Raw genomic sequence first — 24,632 nt, 5'->3', positions numbered from 1 at the left:
CCTCAAGTGGTGGATTGACGGCCAGGCGGCGCCGGTGGGCTGCGATATGAGTCAAGGAAAAGTAAGACACAAACACAACCGTTGTCGTTGTCGTTGTCGTAGTCGTAGTCGTAGTCGTAGTCGTAGTCGGAGAAGCGATGCAATGCGGGGTGCGAGAGAATCCGGGGAACCACGATAACCTCGATTACGACAACGACAACGAAAATGGCGCCGCATCACGCATCGGCTACCAACCCCGGTTAGGGCCCGCGGCGCGCCAGTCGGTACACCTTCTCGTGCAGCCAGGTCAGGCCCTGCGCGCGCCAGGCAGAGTTCTCTGCCAAGGCATCGCGACTATACAATATTTCCACGGCGTACGCCGGTTCGTACAGTGCCCGTACCTGCGCCTCGTCGACCGCGAACGGCGGACCCGGGCGCAGTCCCTGGTCGTATTCCAGGGTTACCAGCAGCATCTGGATGGCGGGCGGCAGAATGGCGTCGAGTTGGCGGGCGTAGCGCTCCCGCATCGGCGGCGGCAGCGCGATCAGCGCGGCGCGATCATAGACGGCGGCGCAATCGGCGACTTGGTGCGGCGCCAGGTCGAAGAAATCCCCGCATAAGATGCGAATCTCATCGACCTCCCAGACCTCGATCGCGCCACTGCCGCGCCGCGTCGGGCACAGGCCCTGTTCCTGGAAAAAGGCCTCGACCGCGACCTGGCTCAGTTCCACCCCGGTCACCGGATGGCCCTCCCCGGCGAGCCACAGCAGGTCGAGGCTCTTGCCGCAGAGCGGAACCAATACCCGCTGACCGGTGGGCAGCGCCAGACGGCTCCAGAACTGCGCCAGCAGGGCGTTGGGATCCTGCTGGTGGAAGCCGATTTCGGCCCGCTCCCAGCGCTCGTGCCAAAACGAAGGTTGCATGGCGGTCACACCTTAGCATCTGGTTTTACTCAAGTCCCGCGCACCGGGGGTTACCGGCAAGACGGGGCCGACCGGGGCCGGCGGGCGGGCAATCCCCCCGTCCGGTCCGCACCTGGTGCCGACGCGCCACGTTACCACCAGCCGTTGCTGCTTGCGCGGCTCTTCGCGCGAGCCGGCCAGCCAGCCGCGCCGACCCAGCCGCAGAGGCGCTTGTCAGCGACCCGGTGCGGGGCTAGCATCGCGCCCGTTGCCGTTGCCGTTGCCGTTGCCGGTTCTACCCCATGGCCCGAATCATCATCGACCTCCCACCGGAGGTCCTGTTCACGACCCAACTGCCGATCTGCGTTACGCACATCAACAAGGCACAGCACCTCGACAATGCGGCCCTCATCGGCTTGCTGTCGGAGGCGCGGGTACGCTTCTTTCGCTTCCTCGGTTATGACGAGTTGGACGTGGCTGGCGTCGGCATCGTGGTAGCCGATGCCGCCATGCAATATGTGTCGGAGGCCTTTTACGGTGAAATCCTGCGCTTTGAGATGGTCCCCGCCGACTTCAACAAGTACGGGTTCGACCTGCTGTGGCGGGCCGCCGACCAGGCCAGCAGTCGCGAAGTGGCCCGGGGCAAGTTGGGCATCCTGTTCTTCGACTATGCGGCCAAACGGCCCGCCGTCATTCCGGAAGGCTTCCGGACCAGGGTCGAGGCGGCGATGCCCCGCGGTTGACATAGATACCGTCGAGCCCGGCCGCGACCGCCACCGCCTCCTCATCAATCCAGGAACGAGGCCAGCCCCAGGACATAGAGCGCCCCGACCGACAACTGCACCACCGCGATCGGCAGCCCGATGCGCAGGAACTGCACGAAGCTGACGCGCCGACCCTGAGCCGCACAGATCCCGACGGCGACGATATTGGCCGCGGCCCCGATCAGCGTGGCATTACCGCCCAGGGTACCGCCGAACATCATCGCGACGAACACCGGCAGCGTAGCGTCGGGCCACTCGTCGAAACCCGCGGCGAGCGCGACCTCAGGCACGGCCCCGGCCACCACCAGGTAACCGGTGACCATCACCAGCGAGGCCGCTACCACCGGGATGTTGGCCAGCAGGCTCGACAGGATCGCGATGCCGCCCAGGGACAGGAAAGCGACCGACATGACATCGTCCCCGAACCACTCGTAGAGCTGGACGGAGAGGCTTTGCAGCAGTTCCGTCTTGATGACGGCATGGACCAGCGTGAAGATGGCGGCGAGGAACACCAGCGACTTCCAGTCTACGTCGCGGATCACCTCGGTGACCGGCTCGACCTGCACGCCATAGACGACGAGCAGCGCGAGCGAGGCACCGATGATCGCGACCGCCGGCGGAACGATGTGATTAGGCAGATACTCCCCGAACAGGAACAGCAGCACCATGACGACGAGCACCAGCAGCGCCAGCCCCAGGAAGACCGGGCGCTCAATGACGACGCGCGGGCGTGCGGCCGGCAGCGTGGAGCGCGTCGCCCAGACCGTCGGCAGCAGGAACGGCAGCAGCGGCACGACGGCCAGTACGGCCAGCACGCCGCCCAGACTCACCATCCGCAAGTAATCGACGAAGGACAGCCCGATCGCGCTCCCGACGAGAAAGGTCGCGGGGTCGCCCACCAGGGTCAACATGCCGGCCGCGTTGCTGACGATGGCCGTGATGATCAGTGGTCCGACGAAGTCGACCTTGAGCGCCTTGCAGACGCCGATGACGACCGGCGCCACCAGGATGACGGCGGTCGCGTTGGGCAGCAGGGCGCAGACCGGTGCCACCAGCGCCACAATGAGCAGCAGCAGCCGCTTCCCGCTGCCGTCCGTCGCCCGCAGGACGGCATCCCCAAGCCATTCAAAGATCCCGGTCTTGGCGATCATCCGCGCCACCACCATGCCGCCGAAGAGCAGGGCGAGCGGGCCGCCGGCGGTGTGCACGATCGGCATCAGATCGCCGCCGTCGAGGGAGGATCGTGAACACCTGCGGATCGCCCGGTGCCAGCAGACGCATGGCGGCCAGTGCGGCCGAGTCCGAGGTGAAGGCGCGGCAATCGCCGGCAAAGAAGGCCGCCGCGGCCTTGGGGGCCGAGTCGATAACCAGCGGTTCCACGGACCAGCCGTGCATCCGGAAATAGTCGGTCAGGTTGCGCTCGTGCGTCGTTCCCCTCTCCACACAGACCTTCGTGCCATTCAGGTCGGCAAGTCCTGCGATCCTGGCGGCGGCCGGGACCATGAAGCCCTGGCCGTCGAAGAACAGGATCCCGGGAAACTGGACCTTCAACACCGCCTCGCGGGTCAGTGTCCAGGTGGTATTGCCCAGCAACAGATCGATCCGGTGCGTCTGCAACACGGGGAAACGGGCCGCGGTGCTCAGCGGCACGAACCTGACCCGGTCCGGGTTGCCCAGGACCGCGGCCGCCACCGCCCGGCAGAAGTCGATATCAAGTCCGCGCCAGACTCCGGCCGCGTCCATCTCGGAGAAACCGGGGATGCCCTGGCTCACCCCGCAGCGCACTTGCCCGCGTGCCTTCACAGCATCGAGTACCTCGCCCGCTTCGGCCCGTGGCACGACGCTGAGCGGGAGGACCAGCAAGGCGGCAAACCAAAGAGTCCGAACGAGTTTCATCCAGGGCCTCCGCGACCTGTGCGTGTCGACATCGAGCGTCTGCGTGCCGGCTAGTGCCCGCCGACGCGTCCTGCTATAGGTTGCGCCGACGAACGAGGCGCAACCATCAGGCGGTTAAATATGGCCGAGCGTTGGGCTTCGTACCTCAGCCCAACCGACCCTGAATCCTTTCACAGTCACCCTCCCCGCGGCACGTCGGGCTTGGCCACTGACGAGCATGGGCGCGAGCGTCATCGCGCTCGCGCCTGCCATGCATCCGCTACTCGGCGATCGGGGCGCCCACCTCGCCCTTGAAGGGGGTGGCCGGCTCAACCTCGGCCTCTCTGGCCTTGGTACCGGGCATGATCTCGAAACGCGGGTCGAAGTCGACCATGATCGAGGCAAGCCGCTTCAGTATCCCCACGTCCCCTTGCGCCTTGGCGGTGCCTTCCGCAATTTGCGCCTCGAACGTCTTAACGCCCATCATCGTCTGCTCGAGATCCGAACGCTTGATGGTGAGGGTCAGATCCGGCTTGTCGGCCTGAAAGCCCTGGATGTTGGTCAGCGTCGCGTTCTCCAGTTCGATCAGGTATTTCTCGCCGTTGTCCGGGGTGATCAGGTTGATCGTGTAGCGCATCCCCTCGGCCTGGCGGCTGTCCATACGGATGCCGAGAAAATCGAGCCACAGTCCGGTCGACATGGCGCGGACGGTATCCGGGCCAGCGGTCTGGGCGATCTCACCCTGCGGGATGCCATTGCGCAGCTCATAGGCGCCGGCCAGGAAGCTGTTTCGCAGTCCGGGATTCTCCTGCTGGTAACCGATCTGCTCGAAGGTGTCCGCCAACAAGTCCTTAGCCGCCTGATTCCGGGGTTCGGCCTGTACCAGTTTGTTCAGGATTTCCTGGGCGTAGAAATAGGCACCCTTATCATTGAGCTGCCGACCACGCGCCAGGATCTTGTCGGAACCGCCCATCATCTCGACGTACAGCGGCGCGGAATCGCCGGGGGACAGCGGGATCAGCGTGGCCGGGTTGGCATCCCAGAAGCCGAGGAAGCGTTGGATCACGCCCCGACTGTTGTGCTCGGGCGAACCGTGATAGCCCCGGGTATACCAGTTTTGCTGCAAGCTCTTCGGCAGCTCATAGACGTTGTGGATCTCGTTGATGGTGACGCCCTGGTTGGCGAGATGCAGTACCTGGTTGTTCATATTGGCGTAGAGATCGCGCTGAGCACGCAGGACTTCCTGAATGCGGCCATTGCCCCAACGCGGCCAGTGGTGGGCGGTGAACATGACCTCGGCCTGGGTGCCGAACAGGTGGAGCGACTGGTTCAGGTACTTCGACCAGTTCAGCGGGTTGCGCACCGGTGCGCCACGCAGGGTATAGATGTTATGCAGCCCGGCCATCACGTTCTCCGCCATCCAGAGCACCTTGGTGTCGGGAAACCAGGTGTTCATCTCGGTCGGGGCTTCGGTGTTCGGTGTGAGCTGGAAAACCATCCGGACACCATCGACCGTGACCTCCTCAATGGGCTTGGTAATCAGCCGGGTCGGCGGAATCAGACCGACGGCACCGGCTGAGACGCCCTGACCAAGTCCCTGACTGACGTAACCGTAGGGGCTGCGCGGCAGCAAGGTGCCGTATTGGTAGAAAAGCCGCCGGTTCATGGCGTTACCGGCAAATACGTTCTCCGAAACCAAGGCCTCCATGAAGCCATCCGGGGCGATGATTTCGACCTTTCCGGCGCGGACATTCGCCTCGTCGACGATGCCGCGCACACCGCCCCAGTGGTCGGCATGATCATGCGAATAGATGACCGCCGTGACCGGACGCCCCTCGCCCACATGCTCCTGCAGGAGCTTCAGACCCGCGCGGGCGGTTTCGGCACTGACCAGCGGGTCAAGGACGATCCAGCCATTCTTGCCCCGGATGAAAGAGATCTGAGCCAGATCGAAGCCACGCACCTGATAGAAACCCGGCACGACTTCGTAGAGGCCGTAGTTGTTGTTCAGTTTGGCGATACGATGCAGGGACGGATGAATGCTATCGAACGCATCCTGCTTATCGATGAACTGGTACTGCTCCATATCCCAGGCGACATGACCGGCATCGGCCATGATCTTCATCTCTTTCATGGGCGCAATCAGGCCCTTCCGGTTTTCATCGAAATCGCGCGTATCGCTGAATGGCAGCGCCGCCGCAGACTGCTTGAGCACTTCGATAGTGAATTGCGATGGTGCCTTGCCCTTGGGATCGAAATGACCCGGATGGAAGGCGATCTGGGTGGCGGTCGTATCCCCTGTTCCCGGCTTGCTTTCCATTTTATTTGTTTGAGGGTTCGCTTGCGCAAGCGCCGCCGGAATCCGATATGGAACGCCGACCCAGAGGCGAATGGCCGAATCGAGATTGACGGCCGCCGGATCTTTCCACACATAGCCGAAATTGGTATCGAACCATTGCCGGTTCTCAAACAGGATCTGCTTGACGCAATCGGCAATCGAGGTGGTGACTCCGGCTTTCCGAATACTGGCGCACACCCCGGAGAGGTTTTCGCCCCGTTGCAGGGTGAAGGTCTGGGCCTGAGTTGCGCTGTCGGTTGTTTCAGTGCCCCGCACGAGACCCAGTGGCGCCGATGCGGCAAGCAGGAGGGCGATGATTGAAATAAATCGACTGCTCATGGTGTTCCTCGCGTTGATGGTTAGTGACAAGGGTTTAACACCCATCGCTCAAGACGCGGTTTAGCATCAGAACCGCACCGTGAAGCCGAGTAAGGGACCGCTGAAGTCCATCGCGACATCGCGACCCTCGATCGGCTTCTCGATCGCGACGTAACGCCAGCCACCCTGGACCGACCAGCGGGCGTTGAACTGGTATCCAAGACTCGCGAAAGCCTGCCAGGTCATGTCGGATCCGACGCCGAAACCGCCGATATCCGCGAAGGCCGTCGCGAACCACCCGTCGGCGATCACAAATCGCACACGGGCTCGGATCAGCGGATCGACCCAGGTCTCGCTCACTCCGAAGCGCTGCCCCGCAAGCATGCCGGGCGAGAGCGATACATCGAGGTCCACGGAGTTGACTCGCAAGCCGACCGTAAGGTCAACGGCGATCCGCTCGTCATCACGGACCCGATAGGCGGCATAGCCGCTCAACGCCCTCGCTTCGGTCGCGATCCGCCCCCGTGAAAAAAGTAGACCGAGCGGCGTGGCACGGGTCTGGGAGAGGTCGGCGTAAAACAGGTCGGCGATCAGGCCCCAGCGGCCGTTGCGCGCCTCGAACGCGCCCATGAACGCGAGATCGAGTTTGGAGAGTACATCACTGCTGGTCTTCTCGACCTCAACAGTTCCCCATGCAGTGCCGACGGACGCCGTGATTCCTGGTGGTATAAGGAGACACGGCGAAGCTCCAGCCGGGGCCCTGCGCCGCCGCGGGTCCCGCGATCAGCACTGCCATACCCGCCGCCCGGTAAATCGCGGGCAGGATTTCAAATAGGCCGTTGTTGCGCTGAGTCATTTCCATCGCTTTTGTGGTCGCAGGTAGCATCCGACGATCAAACCACCGGACTTGGGCGGGCAAGGATCAATCCGCTGTCGGCGAAAGTCAAATGCATGATTTGTGGTCTTCTGATACCTTTAATGCATCATGATCAAGTTGCAGCAGTTGGCCCATGCCCTGGCGCTCTCGCGTTACGGGACCTTTCACCGTGCCGCCAAGGCACAACACCTGTCCCAGCCCGCCTTCTCGCGCAGTATTCGCGCCTTGGAGGAGTCGCTGGGGGTCGCACTCTTCGACCGTCAGGGCGCCGCGGTCACGCCCACCCACCGTCAGGGAGATCGAGGCCGAGATCGAGGTCCGTAACCGGAACCTGATCCGGCAGATCTTTGCCGATTCGACGGCGTAGGAGCGGCCCCCGGCCGCGACGGGTTGCCGCAAGGGCGCGTGGCCGAAGTCAGGGCGATGTCCGAAAAACTTCGTACCACGAAGGCCGCGTTGCTGTCGGCACCGGGAGTCCGACCCGGCTGGAGTCGCCCCCGACCACCAGCCCCGCTGAACGCCTCGTCCGCTTGGATTCCCGGCTGGCGTTGGCCGCGAAATCACCGGGATCGTGGGTGCGCCATCGCACGGTACACGCTGTCTAGCTGGGGTAGTATGCTGCCGGGAGAGTGGCGCCGCAGCCTCGACGCAGCCGCGCCATGGTTGCGCCCACCGGTCGATCGGGGCGCCCTGCACCAACGGTGAGTGTGCGACCGGCCCCCATCTAACTTGGTCCCGCCGGGGGCGAGCGATGCGGGGCGGCCCGGCACTGACGATTGCGGCCCCGTGCGGCGCGAGCGCGAGTACGCTAATGCTGTCAATGAGGTTATTAAACCCATGTCTGCTGCGGACAACATCTACAATCGGGACCTCCCGCAGGTCCCTGCCAACTACGCGCCCCTGAGCCCCCTGACCTTTATCGAACGTGCGGCAACCGTCTTTCCGGACAAGCTTGCGGTTGTACACGGCGAGGTCCGGCGCACCTGGAGCGAGACCTATGCGCGGTGCCGCCGCCTGGCCAGCGCGCTCAGTAAGCGCGGCATCGGCCTGGGCGATACGGTCGCGGTCATGTGCCCGAACCTGCCCGAGCATTTCGAGGCACACTTCGGCGTGCCGATGGTGGGGGCCGTGCTCAACTCCATCAATACCCGGCTCGATGCCCGGGCCGTGGCCTTCATCATGCAGCACTCCGAGGCCAAGGTGCTGATCACCGAGCGCGAGATGTCGCCGATCGTCAGTGTGGCGCTGGCGCGGATGCAGGTGCGTCCACTGGTCATCGATATCGACGACCCCTCGTTCGAGGGCGGGGAACTCTTGGGCGAGATGACCTACGAGGAATTTCTCGCCAACGCCGATCCAAACTTCGCCTGGCAAGGCCCCGCCGACGAATGGAACGCGATCAGCCTCAACTATACATCGGGCACTACCGGCGATCCCAAGGGTGTGGTCTATCACCATCGCGGCGCCTACCTGAACGCGGTCAGCAACGCCCTGTCCTGGAGCATGCCGAACCACGCGATCTATCTGTGGACACTGCCGATGTTCCACTGTAACGGCTGGTGTTTTCCCTGGACGATCGCCGCGGTCGCCGGGGTGAATGTGTGTCTGCGTCAGGTACGGGCCCCCGCCATCCTGGATCTGATCAGGAAGGAACGGGTCGATCACCTCTGCGGCGCACCCATCGTGCTCAGCATGATCACGAATGCCCCGGCGCCGCTGAAGGAGGGTATCGACCATCAGGTGCGGATCATGACCGCCGGTGCACCGCCGCCCGCCGCCGTGATTCAGGGCATGGAGGAGATGGGCTTCGACGTCACCCATGTCTACGGCCTGACTGAGACCTACGGCCCCTGTGTCGTGTGCGCCTGGAACCATGACTGGGATGACAAGCCGATCGAGGAGCGCAGCCGGATGAAGTCGCGCCAGGGCGTGCGGGTGCCGATGCAGGAGGGTCTGATGGTGGCCAACCCGGTGACACTGGTCCCGGTGCCGCAGGACGGCGAGAGCATGGGCGAGATCTTCATGCGCGGCAATATCGTCATGAAGGGCTATCTGAAGAATCCGAAGACCACCGAGGCGGCCTTCGAGGGCGGCTGGTTCCGCTCCGGCGATCTTGCGGTATGGCACCCCGACGGCTATCTCGAGATCAAGGACCGTTCCAAGGACATCATCATTTCCGGCGGTGAGAATATCTCCAGTATCGAGGTGGAGAATACGCTCTTCGAGCATCCACTGATCCAGGACGCCGCGGTCGTGGCCAAGCGCGACGTCAAGTGGGGTGAAATACCCTGCGCCTTCATCACACTGAAACCTGGTGCGGAAATGACCGAGCAGGAGGTCATCGCGTATTGCCGCGAGCGTCTGGCGCACTTCAAGGCGCCGCGGGTCGTCGTGTTTCAGACCTTGCCGCGGACCTCGACCGGCAAGCTCCAGAAATATCTCTTGCGTCAGCTCGCGAACCCGGAGGTTTGAGAATGAAGGTACTGGTAGCCGTCAAGCGCGTCATTGACTACAACGTCAAGGTGCGGGTCCGGGCCGACAACAGTAATGTCGATCTCGCGAATGTCAAAATGTCCATCAATCCCTTCTGTGAGATCGCCGTCGAGGAGTCGGTGCGGCTGAAGGAGAGCGGGGCCGCCACCGAGGTCGTGGTGGTCTCCATCGGCCCCAAGGCGGTACAGGAACAGATCCGCTCCGCCCTGGCCGCGGGTGCGGATCGCGGCATCTGGGTGGAGACGGAGGATACCGAGTTGAGCGGTCTGGCCGTCGCCCGCCTGCTGGCACAGGTGGTGCGCGACGAGCAGCCGGGGCTGGTGCTGCTGGGTAAGCAGGCGATCGACACGGACAATAACCAGACCGGCCAGATGCTGGCCGCACTGCTCGACTGGCCCCAGGCCACCTTTGCCTCGAAGCTCGAGGTCAAGGGGACCGAGGTGGAGGTAACGCGCGAGATCGACGGCGGGCTGCAAACGCTGGCGCTGACGATGCCCGCGGTCGTCACCGCGGACCTGCGTCTGAATACGCCGCGTTATATCAAGCTCCCCGACATCATGAAGGCCAAGCGTAAGCCGCTGGCGACGACCAGTCCCGCGGCACTCGCGGTCAGTCCCGGCACCGGTGTCAGGCTCCTGGAGGTCAAGCCCCCAGAGGAACGCCGCGGCGGTATCAAGGTCGAGTCGGTGGCGGCGCTGGTCGATTGCCTGAAAAATCAGGCCTAGGTATTATAGGGGAGCAGGCCATGAGTATTCTCGTTATCGCTGAGCACGACCATCACCAACTGAAGTCCGCCACCCTGCACACCCTGGCGGCGGCGACGCAAATCGGCGGCGACCTTGATGTGCTGGTCGCCGGCAGCGGCTGCCAGGCCGTCGCCGCCGCCGTTGCCGCCATCCCCGGCGTGCGGACCGTCCTGCTGGCGGACGCCCCGGCCTATGCCCACCAGTTGGCAGAGAATATCGCCCGCCTGGTCGTGGCCCTGGCCCCGGGACACCGCCATATCCTGGCCCCCGCCACCACCACCGGCAAGGACTTCATGCCGCGGGTGGCGGCGCTCCTGGGGGTGAACCAATTATCGGACATCACCGCGGTGGTCGGCCCCGACAGCTTCCGGCGACCCATCTACGCCGGTAATGCCATCGCCACCGTGCAGGTCGAGGACCCAGTCATCGTGGCGACGGTGCGTGCCACCGCCTTTCCCGCCGTGGCATTGAGCGGCGGCAGCGCCGCCATCACGCCGGTATCGGAGGTATTCGAGGCGGTGAGAACGCGCTTTGTCAGTGAATCGCTGGTCGAATCCGACCGGCCGGAACTCACCTCGGCACGCATCGTCGTATCCGGCGGCCGCGGGGTCGGTTCGGCGGAGAATTTCGCCCTGCTCTATCGCCTGGCCGACAAGCTCGGTGCCGCGGTGGGCGCGACCCGGGCGGCGGTGGACGCGGGCTATGTGCCCAACGATCTGCAGGTGGGGCAGACCGGCAAGGTCGTGGCACCCGACCTCTATATCGCCGTCGGGATCTCCGGGGCCATCCAGCATCTTGCCGGCATGAAGGAGTCCAAGGTCATCGCCGCCATCAACAGCGATGCCGAGGCCCCGATCTTCCAGGTAGCGGACTATGGGCTGGTCGCGGATCTCTTTACCGCCTTGCCCGAATTGATTGACAGTATTTGAGCAGGAATCAGAGCATGAGCTATTTGCACCCCTATCAGGACGTCGATTTCGTCCTGCGCAAAGTGGTCGATTTCGATGCCCTCTGCGCGGCGGCAGGCCATGACGAGATCAATGCCGATCTGGCGGCGACCATTCTCTCGGAGGCCGGCCGGCTGGGCAGCGAGGTACTGGCCCCGCTGAACCGGGTGGGCGACCGCGAGGGCGCCAAGATGGGCGCCCAGGGCGTGGAGGAAAGCCCCGGATTCAAGGACGCCTATCGCCAGTTCGCCGATGCCGGTTGGCTGTCGCTGACGGTTGCGGAGGACTTCGGGGGCCAGGACCTGCCCAATTGTCTGGGTACCGCGGTAAACGAGATCTGGCACTCCGCCAATATGGCCTTCGCCCTGTGCCCCATGCTGAGCCAGGGCGCGATGGAGGCCATCGGCCACCATGCCGACGACGCCCTCAAGGCACTGTATCTGCCGAAGCTCGCGACCGGTGAATGGACCGGCACCATGAATATCACGGAGGCCGACGCGGGCTCCGATCTTGCCGCCATCAAGACCAAGGCCAAGCCCGCAGGCGATCACTACCTGATCACCGGGCAGAAGCTGTACATCACCTGGGGCGACCACGGAATGACCGATAACATCGTGCACCTGGTGCTGGCCAGGCTGCCCGATGCGCCCCCCGGCGTGAAGGGCATTTCACTCTTCATCGTGCCCAAGTTCCTGCTCGACGCCAAGGGCGAGCCGGGCGAGCGCAACGCGGTCAACTGCCTGTCGCTGGAGCACAAGCTCGGTATCCACGCGAGCCCGACCTGCCTGATGGACTTCACCGACGCCGTCGGCTTCCTGGTGGGTGAGCCCAACAATGGCCTAGCGTACATGTTCACGATGATGAACCACGCCCGGCAGTCGGTCGGCCTGCAGGGATTGGCCATCTCCGAGCGCGCCTATCAGGAGGCGCTGCAATATGCCAAGGACCGGCTGCAGGGGACGCGGCGCGACGGCTCACGCATCCCCATCATCGAATTCCCCGACGTGCGGCGCATGTTGATGACGATGAAGAGCTGCATCGAGGCGATGCGCGTGCTCGCATTGGTCGCGGCGGCCGAGGCCGACCGGGCTCTGTATGCGACCGATCCGGCCGTCGCCGCCCGCCACTTTGCCCGGCTCGAGCTCTATACCCCGATCGTCAAGGGCTGGTTGACGGAGCTGGCGCAGGAATTGACCTCGCTCGGCATCCAGATCGATGGCGGCATGGGCTATGTGGAGGAGGCCGGGGCGGCCCAGCACTACCGCGACGCCCGCATCCTGCCCATCTACGAGGGCACCACCGGCATCCAGGCCCTGGATTTCGTCGGCCGCAAGATGCTGGCCAACCACGGCGAGACCCTGCTTGCCCTGCTCACTGAGATGGAACAGACCGCGGCCGAATTGCGCTCCACGCCCTATCGCTACGGCAGCGTGGTGAAGGCGTTCGAGGCGGCGGTCGCGGCCGGTACCAGGGCGCGCCAGTCGCTGCTGGATGGGGCGGCGGCCGATCGCCATCTCGCCGGCAGTGCCAGCGTCAATTTTCTGATGCTGTTCGGGTATCTCTGCGGGGGCTGGCTCATGGTGAAGAGCGCCCAACAGGCGCAGACGATGCTCGATGCCGGCGAGGGCGACCCGCAACTGCTCACCGCCAAGCTGACGACCACGCGGTTCTTCTGCGAGCACCTGTTGCCGCGGACCGGGGCCTGTCTGGCCTCGGTGCTGGCCGGCAGTGAAAGCACCATGGCCCTGACGGTCGAGCAACTCTAGGCAGCAGTCATGAGCGAACGCGAATCAATGCAGTTCGATGTCGTCATCGTCGGCGCCGGGCCGGCGGGGCTGGCCTGTGCCTGTCGGTTGGCGCAGTTGGCCCAGGAGCAGGGCCGTGAACCCAGCGTCTGCGTGGTGGAAAAGGGCTCCGAGGTGGGCGCGCACATCCTCTCCGGCGCCGTCATCGAGAGCCGCGCGCTCGACGAGTTGTTTCCCGATTGGCAGCAGCGCGGCGCCCCGCTCACCACCCGCGTGACCCGGGAGGAGATGCACCTGCTGCGCAGCGCCGGCAGCGCCTGGAAGGTCCCCCATGCGCTGTTGCCACGTGCCATGCACAATCACGACGGCTACATCGTCAGCGTCGGCAATCTCTGCCGGTGGCTGGCGACCCAGGCCGAGGCCTTGGGGGTCGAAATCTTCCCGGGTTTTGCCGCCGCGCAGGTGCTGTTCGGGGAGCAGGGAGAGGTCAAGGGGATTGCCACCGGGGATATGGGCATCGCGGCGGACGGCTCCCACAAGGACAGCTTCACGCCCGGTATGGACTTGCTGGCCCGCTATACGGTGTTCGCCGAGGGTTGCCGCGGTCAACTGGGCAAGACCCTGTATGCCCGCTTTGGACTGGATGCGCAGGCCGACACCCAGCATTATGGTATCGGTCTGAAGGAACTCTGGGATGTACCCCCACCGCAGCATGTGGAGGGTCTGGTGATTCACGGAGCCGGCTGGCCCTTGGCGGGCGACACCGGCGGGGGCTTCTTTCTCTATCACCTGGAAAACCATCAGATCGCGGTCGGCTTGGTCGTGGATCTCAACTACAGCAACCCCTGGCTCAGCCCTTACGACGACTTTCAGCGCATGAAGCATCACCCGCTGATCGCGCAGTATCTGCAAGGCGGCAAGCGTGTCGCCTATGGTGCGCGGGCGCTGACCAAGGGCGGATTCAATGCGCTGCCGACCATGCATTTTCCCGGCGGCTTCCTGGTGGGCTGCAATGCCGGAACCCTTAATCCAGCCAAACTCAAGGGCGTCCATACGGGGATGAAGAGCGGGATGCTGGCCGCCGAGGAGATCGCCGCGGCGCTCGGCCAAGGCGACCCGGGTGGCCGGGATCTCAGCGGATTCGCCGAGCGTTTCCGCGCGTCCTGGGTCTACGATGAGTTGCAAAGCAGCCGCACTTTCGCCCCGGCGCTACACAAACTCGGCCCCCTGCTCGGCGGCGCCCTCTTCACCCTGGATCAGACGGTGTTTCGCGGCCGGCTGCCGGTCGCCCTGCACGACAAGACCCCGGACTATGCCCGGCTGCGCCCGGCGCGCGAGTGCGAGCCCATCGCCTACCCCAAACCGGATGGGGTGCTGAGCTTCGATAAGCTCTCCTCCGTGTTCCTCTCCAACACCAGCCACGAGGAGGACCAGCCCTGCCACCTGCACCTGGCCGATCCGGCGATCCCGCTCGGCCGTAACCTGGCGGAATACGCGGAGCCGGCCCAGCGCTATTGCCCGGCGGGCGTTTATGAGATCGTCGGCGAGGGCAGCGCGCAGCGCTTCCAGATCAACACTGCGAATTGCGTGCACTGCAAGACCTGCGATATCAAGGACCCGGCGCAGAACATCACCTGGGTCGCGCCGGAGGGCGGCGGCGGCCCCAATTATCCGAATATGTAGAGAGTTTGAAAAGAATGTCACGCGAAATCAAGGTAGGAGACAGTGCGACCCTCAAGCGCACCTTCACGGAAGCCGACGTGCAGAACTTTGCCGATCTGGTGGACGACCACAATCGTATCCACCTGGACGCGGAGTACGCGGCCGGCACCCCATTCAAACAACGCATCGTGCACGGGATGCTGGTCGGCAGCCTGTTCTCGGCCCTGCTGGGTGAACGGCTGCCGGGCCATGGCGCCATCTACCTGGGACAAAACCTGAAGTTCAAGTCACCGGTGTACCTCGACATGGAGGTCATTGCCAAGGTCGAGGTGACGGCAATCCGGCAGGACAAGGGCATCGTCACGATGGCGACGACCTGCGAAGACAATCAGGGCAAGACCCTGGTCACCGGCGAGGCGGTCCTGTCCGTGCCCTGGTTGCGGACGCCGAGCGCTGGGGATTGATTCCAGAAAGAGGAGTTTAGCCGCAAATGAACGCTAATGGACGCAAATAATCAAGGGCTTACCCTTTGCTGCCCGTTCACCGCCCGGTGATGGCCGCGGCGATGCTAACCAGTAAATCCATTTATTTGCGCTTATTTGCGTTCGTTTGCGGCAAATACTCTTTCTTGAGTTTATTGACCGGGCGGCGTCTCGCGCCGCCCTACAACCCGCGCATCCAGGCCGCCCGCAATGACACCGCGTCCGGTCGCTCGATCGCCGTCCTGACCTGCGCCAGCAGGCGCGCCTTATCAACGCCGAGCGTGCCCTTGAGCACCAGCCAATTCGAGGCGTGGTCGGAGCGAAAGATGGTCCGTCGCAACTCCAGGGCCGACAGAAAGCGCTCCATTTCGATGAACAGGCCCGTTTGCGACAGTGCCTTCCAGTCGGGCCAAGCCGCGAGATAGCGGGCCCCGCCGTCGTTCAGCGTCAGTACCAGCGTGGACAGATATTCGGGTTGAGCGGCATTGATCAGGCGCGCGGAGTTCTCGGCGTGCTGCACGGTGAGTGATTCGCCGCCCAGACCATTGATGATCATTACCGAGCGCCGGATGCCGGCCGCACCCAGTTTGTCGAGCGCAGCGCGGGTCGATTCAAAGTCCTCGCCCTTGTGCACCCGCGCGAGCACCGCGTCGTCCCCCGACTCGGCCCCGAGGTAGACAAGCTTCAGGCCGGCATCACAGAGTTCAGTCAGTTCGCTGACGCTTTTCCTTTTCAGATTACGCGCCAGGCAATAGCTGGAGACACGATGGACGCCCGGCAAATGGGTGCGGATCGCCTCCAGATAGGCCAGCAGGCGCCGCGTCGGCAACACCAGTGCATCGCCGTCAGCCAGGAACACCCGCCGCGCCTGATCGCCGCCGCACTCGCCCGTGCGGCGGATGCTGTCGAGCACCTCGCCCTCATCACGGGCACGAAAGCGCTTCTGCGGCGCGGTATACATCTCGCAGAAGGTGCACTTGTTCCACGAACAGCCGTCGGTGACCGGCAGGATCAGCGAATCGGCCTCGCTCGGCGGTCGGAAGACCGGCTCGACATAGCGGATGGGTGAAGACTGGTTCAACGCACTGCCCCTTTTCTCGTGTTCAATGTTCCAGAGTCATTAGCGAATGCTTGTCCCGTCGTTGTCGTTGTCGTTGTCGTTGTCGTTGTCGTAATCGAGCTTATCGTAGCGCCCCGGATTCTCTGGCACGCCAAATTGCATGGCTTCTCCGATTACGACTACGATCACGACAACGACAACGACAACGAAACCGACAACGAAGAACCGACCGCCCCGCGCAAGACCGGGCGCCGGGCCGATCACGGGAGGCGGCTGAGCAGGTCGCGCGTTTGCCCCGCGATCATCAGTTCCTCATTGGTGGGGATGACCCAGGCCGCGGTCCGGCTGTCGGCCGTGCTGATGCGGGCGGCGCCTCGGGCCGCGTTGTTTGCCGCGGGATCGAGCGTCACGCCGAGCCAGGCGGCGGCCCGGCAGACGCGCTCGCGGATCGGGGCGGCGTGCTCGCCGATGCCGGCGGTGAAGATGATGGCGTCGAGCCCGCCCAGGGCGGCGGCGAGTGAGCCCAATGCGAGGGCGATGCGATAGACGAACAGCTCGATGGCGAACTGCGCCCGGGGCTCGGCCGATTCGAGCAGGGTGCGCATGTCGCTGGAGACACCCGAGACGCCGAGCAGCCCGGACTCTTTGTAGATGAGCGTCTCGATGGCACGGACGTCCATCTGCATCTCGTCCATCAGGTAGAGCAGGACACCCGGATCCAGGTTGCCGCAGCGGGTGCCCATCGGCAGCCCGTCCACCGCGGTGAACCCCATGGTGCTCGCCACGCTCTTGCCGTCCGCAATGGCGCAGGCGCTGGCGCCGTTGCCCAGGTGCAGGACCACGGTGCGCCCCTGCGCCGCCCGGGCGTCGTAGTCGGGCAGGACGCTGGCGACATACTCATAGGACAGACCGTGGAAGCCGTAGCGCCGCACGCCGCGCTCGGTGATGACGGGCGGCAGCGCGAAGGCCTGGGCGATCTCGGTCTGACCCCGATGGAAGGCGGTGTCGAAACAGGCGACCTGGGGCAGGTGCGGGTGGTTGGTCAGCAGCGTCTTGATCGGTGCCAGGTTGTGGGGCTGGTGCAGGGGCGCCAGCGGGATCAGTTGCTCCAACTGCGCGACGATCGCGGGCGTCAGCCGGACCGGTGCCGCGAACGCGAGTCCGCCGTGCACCACCCGATGCCCGACGGCGGCGAGCCGGTGCACGCTGAGCGGTTCGCGCAGGAAGTCGGCGATGTGCTCGACGGCGCCGTTGTGTCCCAGGGGTTGCGTCCAGTGCTGCTCGGCGACGAGGGTCCCCGCCGCGTCGCGGGCGCGGAACCGGGGCGCGGTCGTGACCCCTTCGAGCTGTCCGCTCAGCAGGGGATCGATGGCCCGCTCCCCGTCCCGATCCAGGAAGACCGAGAACTTGATGCTGGAGGAGCCCGCGTTGACAACGAGTATGGCGTCGCTCATCCGGCCACCGCCTTGCCGGCCTGCTCGCGCCGCGCCTGCACCACCAGTACCGCGACCGCGCAGGAGGCCAGCCGCACCCTGAGCGAGTCGGCGCGGCTCGTGAGGACGATCGGCACCCGGGCGCCCAGCACGATGCCGGCCGCGTCCGCGTCGGCCATGAAGGTCAGGCTCTTGGCCAGCATATTGCCGGCCTCCAGATCGGGTACCACCAGGATGTCGGCGAGCCCCGCGACCGGCGAGTCGATCCCCTTGATCTGGGCCGCCAAGAGATCGATGGCGTTGTCCAGGGCCAGGGGGCCGTCCAGGATGCCGCCGGTAATCTGGTGGCGGTCGGCCATCTTGCACAGGGCGGCGGCCTCCACCGTGGACGGGATCTTGGGGTTCACCGTCTCCACGGCGGAGAGGATCGCGACCTTGGGGTTTTCAAAGCCCAGGGCGATGGCCAGATCGATGGCGTTTTGCACGATGTGCAGCTTGTCTTCCAGCGTCGGGAAGATGTTGATCGCCGCGTCGGTGACGATGATGGCGCGGTCCAGGGACGGCACGTCCATGATGAAGGCGTGGCTGATCCGCCGCTCGGTCCGCAGGCCGGTCGCGGACGCCACCACCGCGCCCATCAGCTCGTCGGTGTGCAGGCTGCCCTTCATCAGCAGTTCGGCCTTGCCCTCGCGGACCAGTTGGACCGCCAGGTTCGCGGAGGCGTGGCTGTGGGGGCTGTCCACCAGTTCGAGTTGGGAGATATCGAGCTTGAACTGGGCCGCGACGGCGGTGATGCGGGCGCGCGGGCCGACCAGGATCGGTCTTAGGATGCCCATCGTGAAGGCTTCGACCGCCCCGGTCAGGGAACTCTCGTCGCAGGGGTGGGCGACCGCGGCCAGGACGGGTTCCAGGGCCTGGGCGCGGGCGATCAGGCCCGTGTACTTATCGGGTTTCGGTGGCATGAAGAGGGTCCTGTTGTCAGTGGTGGTCAGTCGGCCTTGCGCGCACGCGGTGCGCCCGCCGGCGTCTTCCTGGTCTTGGGCGCGAACAGTGCCTCGATCTGTGCCAGGTGGGCGGCCCGATGCTCGTCCAGCGCGCCGCCCGCGTAGCTGATCTGCCGGATCAGCGCGAGCGCCTGCGCCCGTGCCGCGGCGTCGTCCGGCAGCATCTTGGGGATCGCGGCCAGCGCCGCGTCCTGGTCGAGCAGGAGCGAGAAATACTGCTCGCGCAGCACCCGTTTGAATTCCTCCAGCGTCATCCCGTCATGCGCGGCGCGGATCTTGCGCAGGGCGTTGAAGGCACGCTCGTCCACCCCGGGTCCGGCCAGGCCGATGAAGACCAGGCCGCGGATCGCGGCCTCGAGCAGGCCGCCCTGGGCGAGCCGCGCCTTGAGTTCACCGATGCGATTCTGGATGAAGGCGAGCCGCTCCGGCTCCAGCCCCGGCCGGCGCCGCGGCGGCGTGTCGGTGGCGCGGATACCGACCAGGGCCTGCAGCAGGGGCGAACCGTAGATACCCAGGAACAGTTCCTCCATCCTGCGGTCACGCAGGTCGCGATAGCCATCCAGCGCGGCCACCATTCCCTCCGAGATCATCGCCTGCCAGGCCAGGAAGGGATTGTCCGGCGCCGCCGGCCGGCGTTGCGCGCGCACCTGCTCGGCCAGTTTGGCGATCTGCTGCATCAGCGGGTTACGGTCCGAGAACAGCGCGAAGGGCAGCTCGGCCGGATTGAGCTGGTGCAGCAGTCCGGCGGTCCGGGCCCCACCGAGCGCCTGCACGAAGGGCTGGAACAGGGTGCGATACAGACCGAGATTGATCTCGGAGACCCGCTGCACCGTGGCGAAGCGGCGCTCGTTCTCGAGGTCGGGCTGGACGATGGCCCGGATGTCAGCGAGCGTGCGCGGCTCGAAGCGGACGACCCAGTCGCCGCCGATCAGCTCCGGATTGGCCGTCTCCGCGGTCTTGGGGGTCATCACCGCCTCGTAGAGGCCGGGCGGCAGCACGTCGATCAGGTCGATGTTGGAGGCAAACTCCTCGTGCTCCTTCTTGGCGACACTGCCGGAGACGAAGATGCCCAGGTGCCCGACGTGGTCGTGGACCGCGTAGACGATGGTCTGGGCGGCGGCGCGCAGGTCCTCGTCCGTCGCGTAGAGGTCGGTGATCCAGCCGAGCGCCTGCGGGGGCGGGGTGATATTGTCGCCCTTGGAACAGAAGCACAGGATCGGCGAGCGGATGTTGCGCAGGTCGACCCGCACCCCGTCGCTGGTGACGATCTCCGCGGTGGCCAGCCGATTGCCGACGAACAGGTGGTCGACGATCCACTGCATCTCCTCGGCGTTGAGGTTGATATGCCCGCCCCACCACTTCTCGAAGTCCAGGAAGCGTTGGGCGTCGGTATCCACCGTGGCCCAGAGGTCGTAGTTCTTGGTCCAGAGGGTGTTGGCGGGATTGAGGTTCTCGAAATTCTTGACCAGATAGGCGCCGTCGAACCGGCCGCCGCCCAGGTCGCCCATCAGCGCCGTCATCCAACTGCCGCCGGCGAGCCCGCCGGAGTAGCGCATCGGGTTCTCGCCCTGGACCCCGGCCCAGTAGGACAGGGGTGAGCCCGGGATGATGATGGGTCCGAACAGTTCCGGGCGGATTGCGGCCACCATCATCACCGCCCAGCCGGCCTGGCAATTGCCGATGACACAGGGCTTGCCCTCGGCCTGCGGGTGCAGTTCGATGACCTTCTCCAGGAAGACCGCCTCCGCCCGCGCGATGTCCTCGATCGTCTGTCCGGGCATGGGGTGGGGGGTGAAGCCCACGAAATAGCAGGGGTGGCCGGCGCGCATCGCCACACCCAGCTCGCTGTCGGCCTTGAAGCCGCCGATCCCGGGGCCATGCCCGGCGCGCGGGTCGACCACCACGAAGGGGCGCTTCTGCGGATCGATGACCACCCCGTCGGGCGGCGTGATCCGCACCAGCCCATAGTTCACCGGGCGCGCGAAGGTGCGGCCGTCGAGGATCAGTTCGGAGCCGAAACTGAGCACATGGGGCACCTCCTTGGCCTTTTGCTCATAGTATTGGTCACTGCGCCGCCGCAGCACGTCCCAGAACAGGACGGTGCGCTGGGCGGCGTCCACCAGATACTCCCCGAGCGGCCCCCAGGGTTGCAGCATGGCGTCCAGGCCCGTGGTCGGCGTCGCGGCCGCTGGTGCCTGGGTGGCGGGCAGACCGCCGTCGGAAGGGGTCTTGGGGGTGTCGGACATCGCAGTATTCCTCTCGTGGTTGCCTGAGGCGGCGGCCAAGCCTGCCCGCGGATCAGCGCCTGGACCGCGGCGCGCGGGCGACGGTCCCATCAGAATACAATAGCCTTGCGGCAGACACGCGGTTTCTCGACGGTAGCGAGCGGGAGGCGTGGACGGTCAGGTCCCGCGGTGCGCTGGTCGGGCCTCGTAGGGTCCGCTGTGCGGACCATGCGTCGGTCGGGTTTGCGCGGGCTTCGGTCCGCACAGCGGACCCGACGAGGCCGACTTACCGCCTGACCGAGCCGGGTAGGGTCCGCTGTGCGGACCATACGGCGGCCGGGTTGGCGCGAGATTCGGTCCGCACAGCGGACCCTACGGGGCCGACTCACCGCCTGACCGAGCCCTTGAGCAGCCGCCGACGCCCCGTTATCGTGTCGACGACGAAGACACGTGGAGCGCCTGGCAGAGGCAGAACAATGATCATCCCTCGCATTCCCGATCCTCTAGACTGTCCTGCACCAGCCATTGACCTGAAGGTATCGACGATGACTGGAACCGAAGCGCTGGAGAAGCTGCGCGCCGGTCATTCGGAGATCCAGGGCCGCTTCGAGGTCGAGCGGCTCGGACTCTTCGGCTCTGCCGCCCGGGACGAACTGCGCGAGGACAGTGATGTCGACATTCTGGTGAAGTTTCATGGTCCGACGCGCTACGACAGCTACCGTGGCTTGCAGCAGGCACTCGAGGCACTCCTGGGACGGCGCGTGGATTTGGTCACGGAGTCCGGCCTCAAGCCCCGCGCCCGAGCCGGCGTCGCACGGGACCTCATCCATGTCGCGTGATTGCAGTGAATCCGCGGGCGCTGGTCCCCATGGCTGAAACCATCCGCGTCCGCGGCCTGGTGCAGGGGGTAGGCTTCCGGCCCACGGTCTGGCGCCTGGCGCGTGATCTCGGGCTCACCGGTGATGTGCGCAACGACGGCGAGGGGGTGCTGATCCGCGTCTGGGCACCGGACGCGGGCGGCACGGACTCCATCGGCCAGCTCTGCGAGCGGCTGCGCACGCGGTGCCCGCCCTTGGCGCGGATCGATGCGATCGAGCGCGGCGCGCTGGACTTGCCGCCCCCGGACCCCGCGCAATTCCTGATCCTCGCGAGCGCGGCCACCGGCGCGCACACCGGGGTGGCGGCAGACGCGGCCACCTGCGCCGCCTGCGCCGCCGAGGTCCGGGACCCGGCCGATCGCCGCTCCCGCTACCCCTTCACCAACTGCACCCACTGCGGGCCGCGCCTCTCCATCGTGCGCGCCATCCCCTATGACCGCGCCAATACCAGCATGGCGGTCTTCGCGCAGTGCCCGGCCTGCGCCGCCGAGTACGCCGACCCGGCCGATCGGCGCTTTCATGCCCAGCCCAACGCCTGTCCGGTCTGTGGGCCCCGGGTCTGGCTGGCGGACGCGGCCGGCCGGGCGCTGGACCCCGCCGACCTGGCGGCCGGGGACGCCATCGCCGCCGCCAGCCGACTCCTGGCCCAGGGGCGCATCCTGGCGATCAAGGGCATCGGCGGCTTCCACCTGGCGTGCGACGCGACGGACGCGGCGGCGGTAGCGCGGTTGCGCCAACGCAAGCGGCGCTTCGCCAAGCCCTTCGCCCTGATGGCGCGGGATCTGGACGTGATCCGGCGCTACTGCCGGCTGGGGGAGGCGCCGGCCGCCCTGTTGGCGAGCCCGGCGGCGCCGGTCGTCCTGCTGGATCGACTGGCGGGACTGCCGACCCCGGACCTGGCGCCCGACCTGGCGCCCGACCTGGCCCCGGGCCAATCCACCCTGGGCTTCATGCTCCCCTACAGCCCCCTGCACCTGCTGCTGCTGGCCGACTGGGATCGCCCGCTCGTGATGACCAGCGGCAACCTGAGCGAAGAGCCCCAGTGTGTCGATAACGACGACGCCCTGGGGCGCCTGGGCGGGCTCGCCGACCTGGTGCTGCTCCACGACCGGGCCATCGTCAACCGGGTGGACGACTCGGTGGTGCGCTGGATGGACGCCGCCCCGCGCCTGCTGCGGCGGGCGCGCGGCTATGCCCCCAACCCCATCGCGCTGCCGCCCGGTTTTGCGCAGGCCCCGCCGGTGCTGGCCATGGGCGGCGAACTCAAGAATACGGTCTGTCTGCTTAAGGACGGCCAGGCGATCCTGACCCAGCACCTGGGTGACCTGGAGGAGGCCAACACCGCCCGCGAGTACGAGCGGACCATTGATCTGTATCTCGCGCTCTTTGAGCACCGCCCCGAGCGGATCGCGGTCGACCTGCACCCGGACTATCGCGCGAGCCTCACCGGCCGGGGGCGGGCCGCGCGTGAGGGCCTGGAACTGGTCCAGGTCCAGCACCACCACGCCCATTGCGCCGCGGTCCTGGCGGACAACGGCTGGCCGCTCGACGGCGGCCCCGTGCTCGGCATCGCGCTCGACGGACTGGGCTACGGGACGGACGGGACCCTCTGGGGCGGGGAGTTCCTGGTCGCCGACTACCGCGGCTTCGAGCGGGTCGGCTGGCTGCGGCCGGTGCCCATGCCCGGCGGCACCCGCGCCATCCTGGAACCCTGGCGCAACCTGGTGGCCCAGATCGAGGTGTGCCTGGGCTGGGACGAGTTCCGGCGCCGCTGGCCGGCCCTGGAACTGGCCCGCCGGCTGGAAGAACGGCCGGTACCGATGCTCCGCACCCTGATGCAACGCCGACTCAACGCGCCCCTGACCAGCTCCGCCGGGCGCCTGTTCGATGCCGTGGCCGCGGCCCTGGGGCTCTGTGCCGAGCGGATCAGCTACGAGGGGCAGGCGGCGATCGAGTTGGAGTCACTGGCGGTCGCAGGAAGTACGGGAGTACGGGAGTACGGGAGTACGGGGGCGGTCGCAGCGGCAGCGGGCGTTGGGGAGGGCTACGCCTGCGGCTTGATCGAGGGGGACGGCGGCACCCTGCTCGACCCGGCCCCACTATGGTGCCGCCTGTTCGATGACCTGGCGGCGGGGGTTGCACCGGGGGCGATCAGTGCCCGTTTCCATGCGGGCTTCTGCCGCGCGGTGGCGGACCTGGCGGCAGACCTGGCGCAGGCGCAGGGGCTCGCGCGGGTCGCCCTGTCCGGCGGGGTCTTCCAGAACCGGTTGGTGTTGGAGGGGGTCAGCCGGCATCTGCGGCGGCGCGGTTTTGAACCCCTGACGCACCATCAGGTGCCCACCAATGACGGCGGTTTGGCACTGGGGCAGGCGGTCATTGCGGCGGCTTGGGCGGGGCCCTCTTTAGATGACCTCCACCAGGCAAGCTGACGGGCGCTTGGGATACCGACCAACATGCGTTCGCCGATCTCGACATGCAGTTCAACGGCCCGCGGGCGGTTGCTGTCGTAGCAGTGCAGGTGCGCGAGATAGCGGTCAGTCAGCGGGATGACCCGCTGATTGGCTGAGCCCCGCAAGGGGACGCCGTCGTTCTGGGCCGCCACATAGGGGCCGTCGATCAGCAGATCGATGCGCCCGAGCAGGTCCGCGGTCCCGGGGGCGTCCGACGCCTTTCGCTGAAGGTCTTCGAGACGATAGCCGGTATAGAGGATCAGGCCCAGGTCACGGTGCGCACGGACCTGCCGGATCAGCGCGGCCAGCCCGGCGGCCTGGGCGAAGGGTTCGCCGCCGGAGACCGTGAGCCCCTCGATGTCGTCTACCGCCAGGATCTCGGCGGCCAGCCGGTCGATGGCAGCGGATTCGCCTCCCTCGAACGGATGCGCGTCCGGGGTCATGCAGCCTGCGC

22 protein-coding genes are annotated in these 24,632 nt (G+C 66.0%); 10 read left to right on the top strand and 12 right to left on the bottom strand.

Annotation, left to right across the window (positions count from 1 at the left end; genetic code table 11):
* Window positions 1–2: 2 nt before the first annotated feature.
* Entirely contained in the window at window positions 3–173 is a 171-nt protein-coding gene (locus tag THSYN_RS33500; protein WP_157817492.1) for a hypothetical protein, read from the bottom strand.
* A gap of 66 nt (window positions 174–239) precedes the next feature.
* Window positions 240–902 (bottom strand): thiopurine S-methyltransferase, encoded by a 663-nt coding sequence (locus THSYN_RS06345; RefSeq protein WP_100918391.1) that lies wholly within the window; start codon window positions 900–902, stop codon window positions 240–242.
* Between the two features lie 281 nt (window positions 903–1,183).
* On the opposite strand from THSYN_RS06345, the gene THSYN_RS06340 reads away from it, so the two are divergent.
* Complete coding sequence (locus THSYN_RS06340) at window positions 1,184–1,624, top strand: acyl-CoA thioesterase (RefSeq protein ID WP_100918390.1); 441 nt, start codon at window positions 1,184–1,186, stop codon at window positions 1,622–1,624.
* A 44-nt stretch (window positions 1,625–1,668) separates the two neighbouring features.
* Here the strand turns inward: THSYN_RS06340 and THSYN_RS06335 are convergent, their stop codons facing one another.
* The 5 genes from THSYN_RS06335 to THSYN_RS35200 form a co-directional block, all read right to left on the bottom strand.
* A complete protein-coding gene (locus tag THSYN_RS06335; RefSeq protein ID WP_100918389.1) occupies window positions 1,669–2,862 on the bottom strand; it encodes an ArsB/NhaD family transporter in 1,194 nt (397 codons plus the stop codon).
* The gene (locus tag THSYN_RS06330; protein ID WP_100918388.1) at window positions 2,771–3,541 is read right to left on the bottom strand and encodes a transporter substrate-binding domain-containing protein; all 771 of its coding nucleotides are present in this window, start codon (window positions 3,539–3,541) and stop codon (window positions 2,771–2,773) included. The genes THSYN_RS06335 and THSYN_RS06330 overlap by 92 nt, the downstream gene beginning before the upstream one ends.
* A 259-nt stretch (window positions 3,542–3,800) precedes the next feature.
* Entirely contained in the window at window positions 3,801–6,197 is a 2,397-nt protein-coding gene (locus THSYN_RS06325; RefSeq protein WP_216644694.1) for an alkyl/aryl-sulfatase, read from the bottom strand.
* Window positions 6,198–6,263: 66 nt separating this feature from the next.
* Entirely contained in the window at window positions 6,264–6,806 is a 543-nt protein-coding gene (locus THSYN_RS06320) for a porin family protein (protein WP_216644693.1), read from the bottom strand.
* A gap of 49 nt (window positions 6,807–6,855) precedes the next feature.
* Window positions 6,856–7,032: a hypothetical protein gene (locus THSYN_RS35200; protein WP_216644692.1), complete on the bottom strand. Its 177-nt coding sequence runs from the start codon at window positions 7,030–7,032 to the stop codon at window positions 6,856–6,858.
* Window positions 7,033–7,161: 129 nt separating this feature from the next.
* Between THSYN_RS35200 and THSYN_RS06315 the strand changes: the two genes are divergently transcribed.
* From THSYN_RS06315 to THSYN_RS06285, 7 genes are all read left to right on the top strand, one after another.
* Window positions 7,162–7,377, top strand: coding sequence for a helix-turn-helix domain-containing protein (locus THSYN_RS06315; protein WP_216644691.1), 216 nt, complete (start codon window positions 7,162–7,164; stop codon window positions 7,375–7,377).
* A gap of 513 nt (window positions 7,378–7,890) precedes the next feature.
* Window positions 7,891–9,525: an acyl-CoA synthetase gene (locus tag THSYN_RS06310; RefSeq protein WP_100918387.1), complete on the top strand. Its 1,635-nt coding sequence runs from the start codon at window positions 7,891–7,893 to the stop codon at window positions 9,523–9,525.
* Window positions 9,526–9,527: 2 nt separating this feature from the next.
* Window positions 9,528–10,271, top strand: a complete 744-nt coding sequence (locus tag THSYN_RS06305; RefSeq protein ID WP_100918386.1) for an electron transfer flavoprotein subunit beta/FixA family protein — start codon at window positions 9,528–9,530, stop codon at window positions 10,269–10,271.
* 20 nt (window positions 10,272–10,291) lie between these two features.
* Window positions 10,292–11,221 (top strand): electron transfer flavoprotein subunit alpha/FixB family protein, encoded by a 930-nt coding sequence (locus tag THSYN_RS06300; protein WP_100918385.1) that lies wholly within the window; start codon window positions 10,292–10,294, stop codon window positions 11,219–11,221.
* 14 nt (window positions 11,222–11,235) lie between these two features.
* Complete coding sequence (locus tag THSYN_RS06295; protein WP_100918384.1) at window positions 11,236–13,005, top strand: acyl-CoA dehydrogenase; 1,770 nt, start codon at window positions 11,236–11,238, stop codon at window positions 13,003–13,005.
* Between the two features lie 9 nt (window positions 13,006–13,014).
* Window positions 13,015–14,667 (top strand): electron transfer flavoprotein-ubiquinone oxidoreductase, encoded by a 1,653-nt coding sequence (locus THSYN_RS06290; RefSeq protein ID WP_100918383.1) that lies wholly within the window; start codon window positions 13,015–13,017, stop codon window positions 14,665–14,667.
* Between the two features lie 14 nt (window positions 14,668–14,681).
* A complete protein-coding gene (locus tag THSYN_RS06285; protein WP_100918382.1) occupies window positions 14,682–15,110 on the top strand; it encodes a MaoC family dehydratase in 429 nt (142 codons plus the stop codon).
* A gap of 199 nt (window positions 15,111–15,309) precedes the next feature.
* On the opposite strand, the gene THSYN_RS06280 is transcribed toward THSYN_RS06285, so the two are convergent.
* From THSYN_RS06280 to THSYN_RS06265, 4 genes are all read right to left on the bottom strand, one after another.
* Window positions 15,310–16,209 carry a radical SAM protein gene (locus THSYN_RS06280; RefSeq protein ID WP_100918381.1) on the bottom strand — a complete coding sequence of 300 codons (900 nt, stop codon included), beginning with the start codon at window positions 16,207–16,209 and terminating at the stop codon, window positions 15,310–15,312.
* A gap of 239 nt (window positions 16,210–16,448) precedes the next feature.
* Entirely contained in the window at window positions 16,449–17,642 is a 1,194-nt protein-coding gene (locus THSYN_RS06275) for an acetate/propionate family kinase (protein ID WP_100918380.1), read from the bottom strand.
* The gene (locus THSYN_RS06270; RefSeq protein WP_100918379.1) at window positions 17,639–18,583 is read right to left on the bottom strand and encodes a phosphate acetyltransferase; all 945 of its coding nucleotides are present in this window, start codon (window positions 18,581–18,583) and stop codon (window positions 17,639–17,641) included. Before THSYN_RS06270 ends, THSYN_RS06275 begins: the two co-directional genes overlap by 4 nt.
* A gap of 26 nt (window positions 18,584–18,609) precedes the next feature.
* A complete protein-coding gene (locus THSYN_RS06265) occupies window positions 18,610–20,871 on the bottom strand; it encodes a DUF3141 domain-containing protein (RefSeq protein WP_216644690.1) in 2,262 nt (753 codons plus the stop codon).
* Between the two features lie 524 nt (window positions 20,872–21,395).
* Between THSYN_RS06265 and THSYN_RS06260 the strand changes: the two genes are divergently transcribed.
* Both THSYN_RS06260 and hypF read left to right on the top strand, forming a co-directional pair.
* Complete coding sequence (locus THSYN_RS06260) at window positions 21,396–21,689, top strand: nucleotidyltransferase family protein (protein WP_100918378.1); 294 nt, start codon at window positions 21,396–21,398, stop codon at window positions 21,687–21,689.
* Between the two features lie 29 nt (window positions 21,690–21,718).
* Window positions 21,719–24,157, top strand: coding sequence for a carbamoyltransferase HypF (hypF, locus tag THSYN_RS06255; RefSeq protein WP_100918377.1), 2,439 nt, complete (start codon window positions 21,719–21,721; stop codon window positions 24,155–24,157).
* On the opposite strand, the gene THSYN_RS06250 is transcribed toward hypF, so the two are convergent.
* On the bottom strand, window positions 24,058–24,621 hold the full coding sequence (locus THSYN_RS06250) for a 4Fe-4S single cluster domain-containing protein (RefSeq protein ID WP_236848805.1): 564 nt from the start codon (window positions 24,619–24,621) through the stop codon (window positions 24,058–24,060). The two genes, hypF and THSYN_RS06250, sit on opposite strands and share 100 nt — an antisense overlap.
* Between the last annotated feature and the right edge of the window lie 11 nt (window positions 24,622–24,632).

The sequence above is a fragment of the Candidatus Thiodictyon syntrophicum genome, from assembly GCF_002813775.1.
Classification (GTDB): Bacteria; Pseudomonadota; Gammaproteobacteria; order Chromatiales; family Chromatiaceae; genus Thiodictyon; species Thiodictyon syntrophicum.
This window is presented reverse-complemented; position numbering and strand designations above follow the sequence as displayed.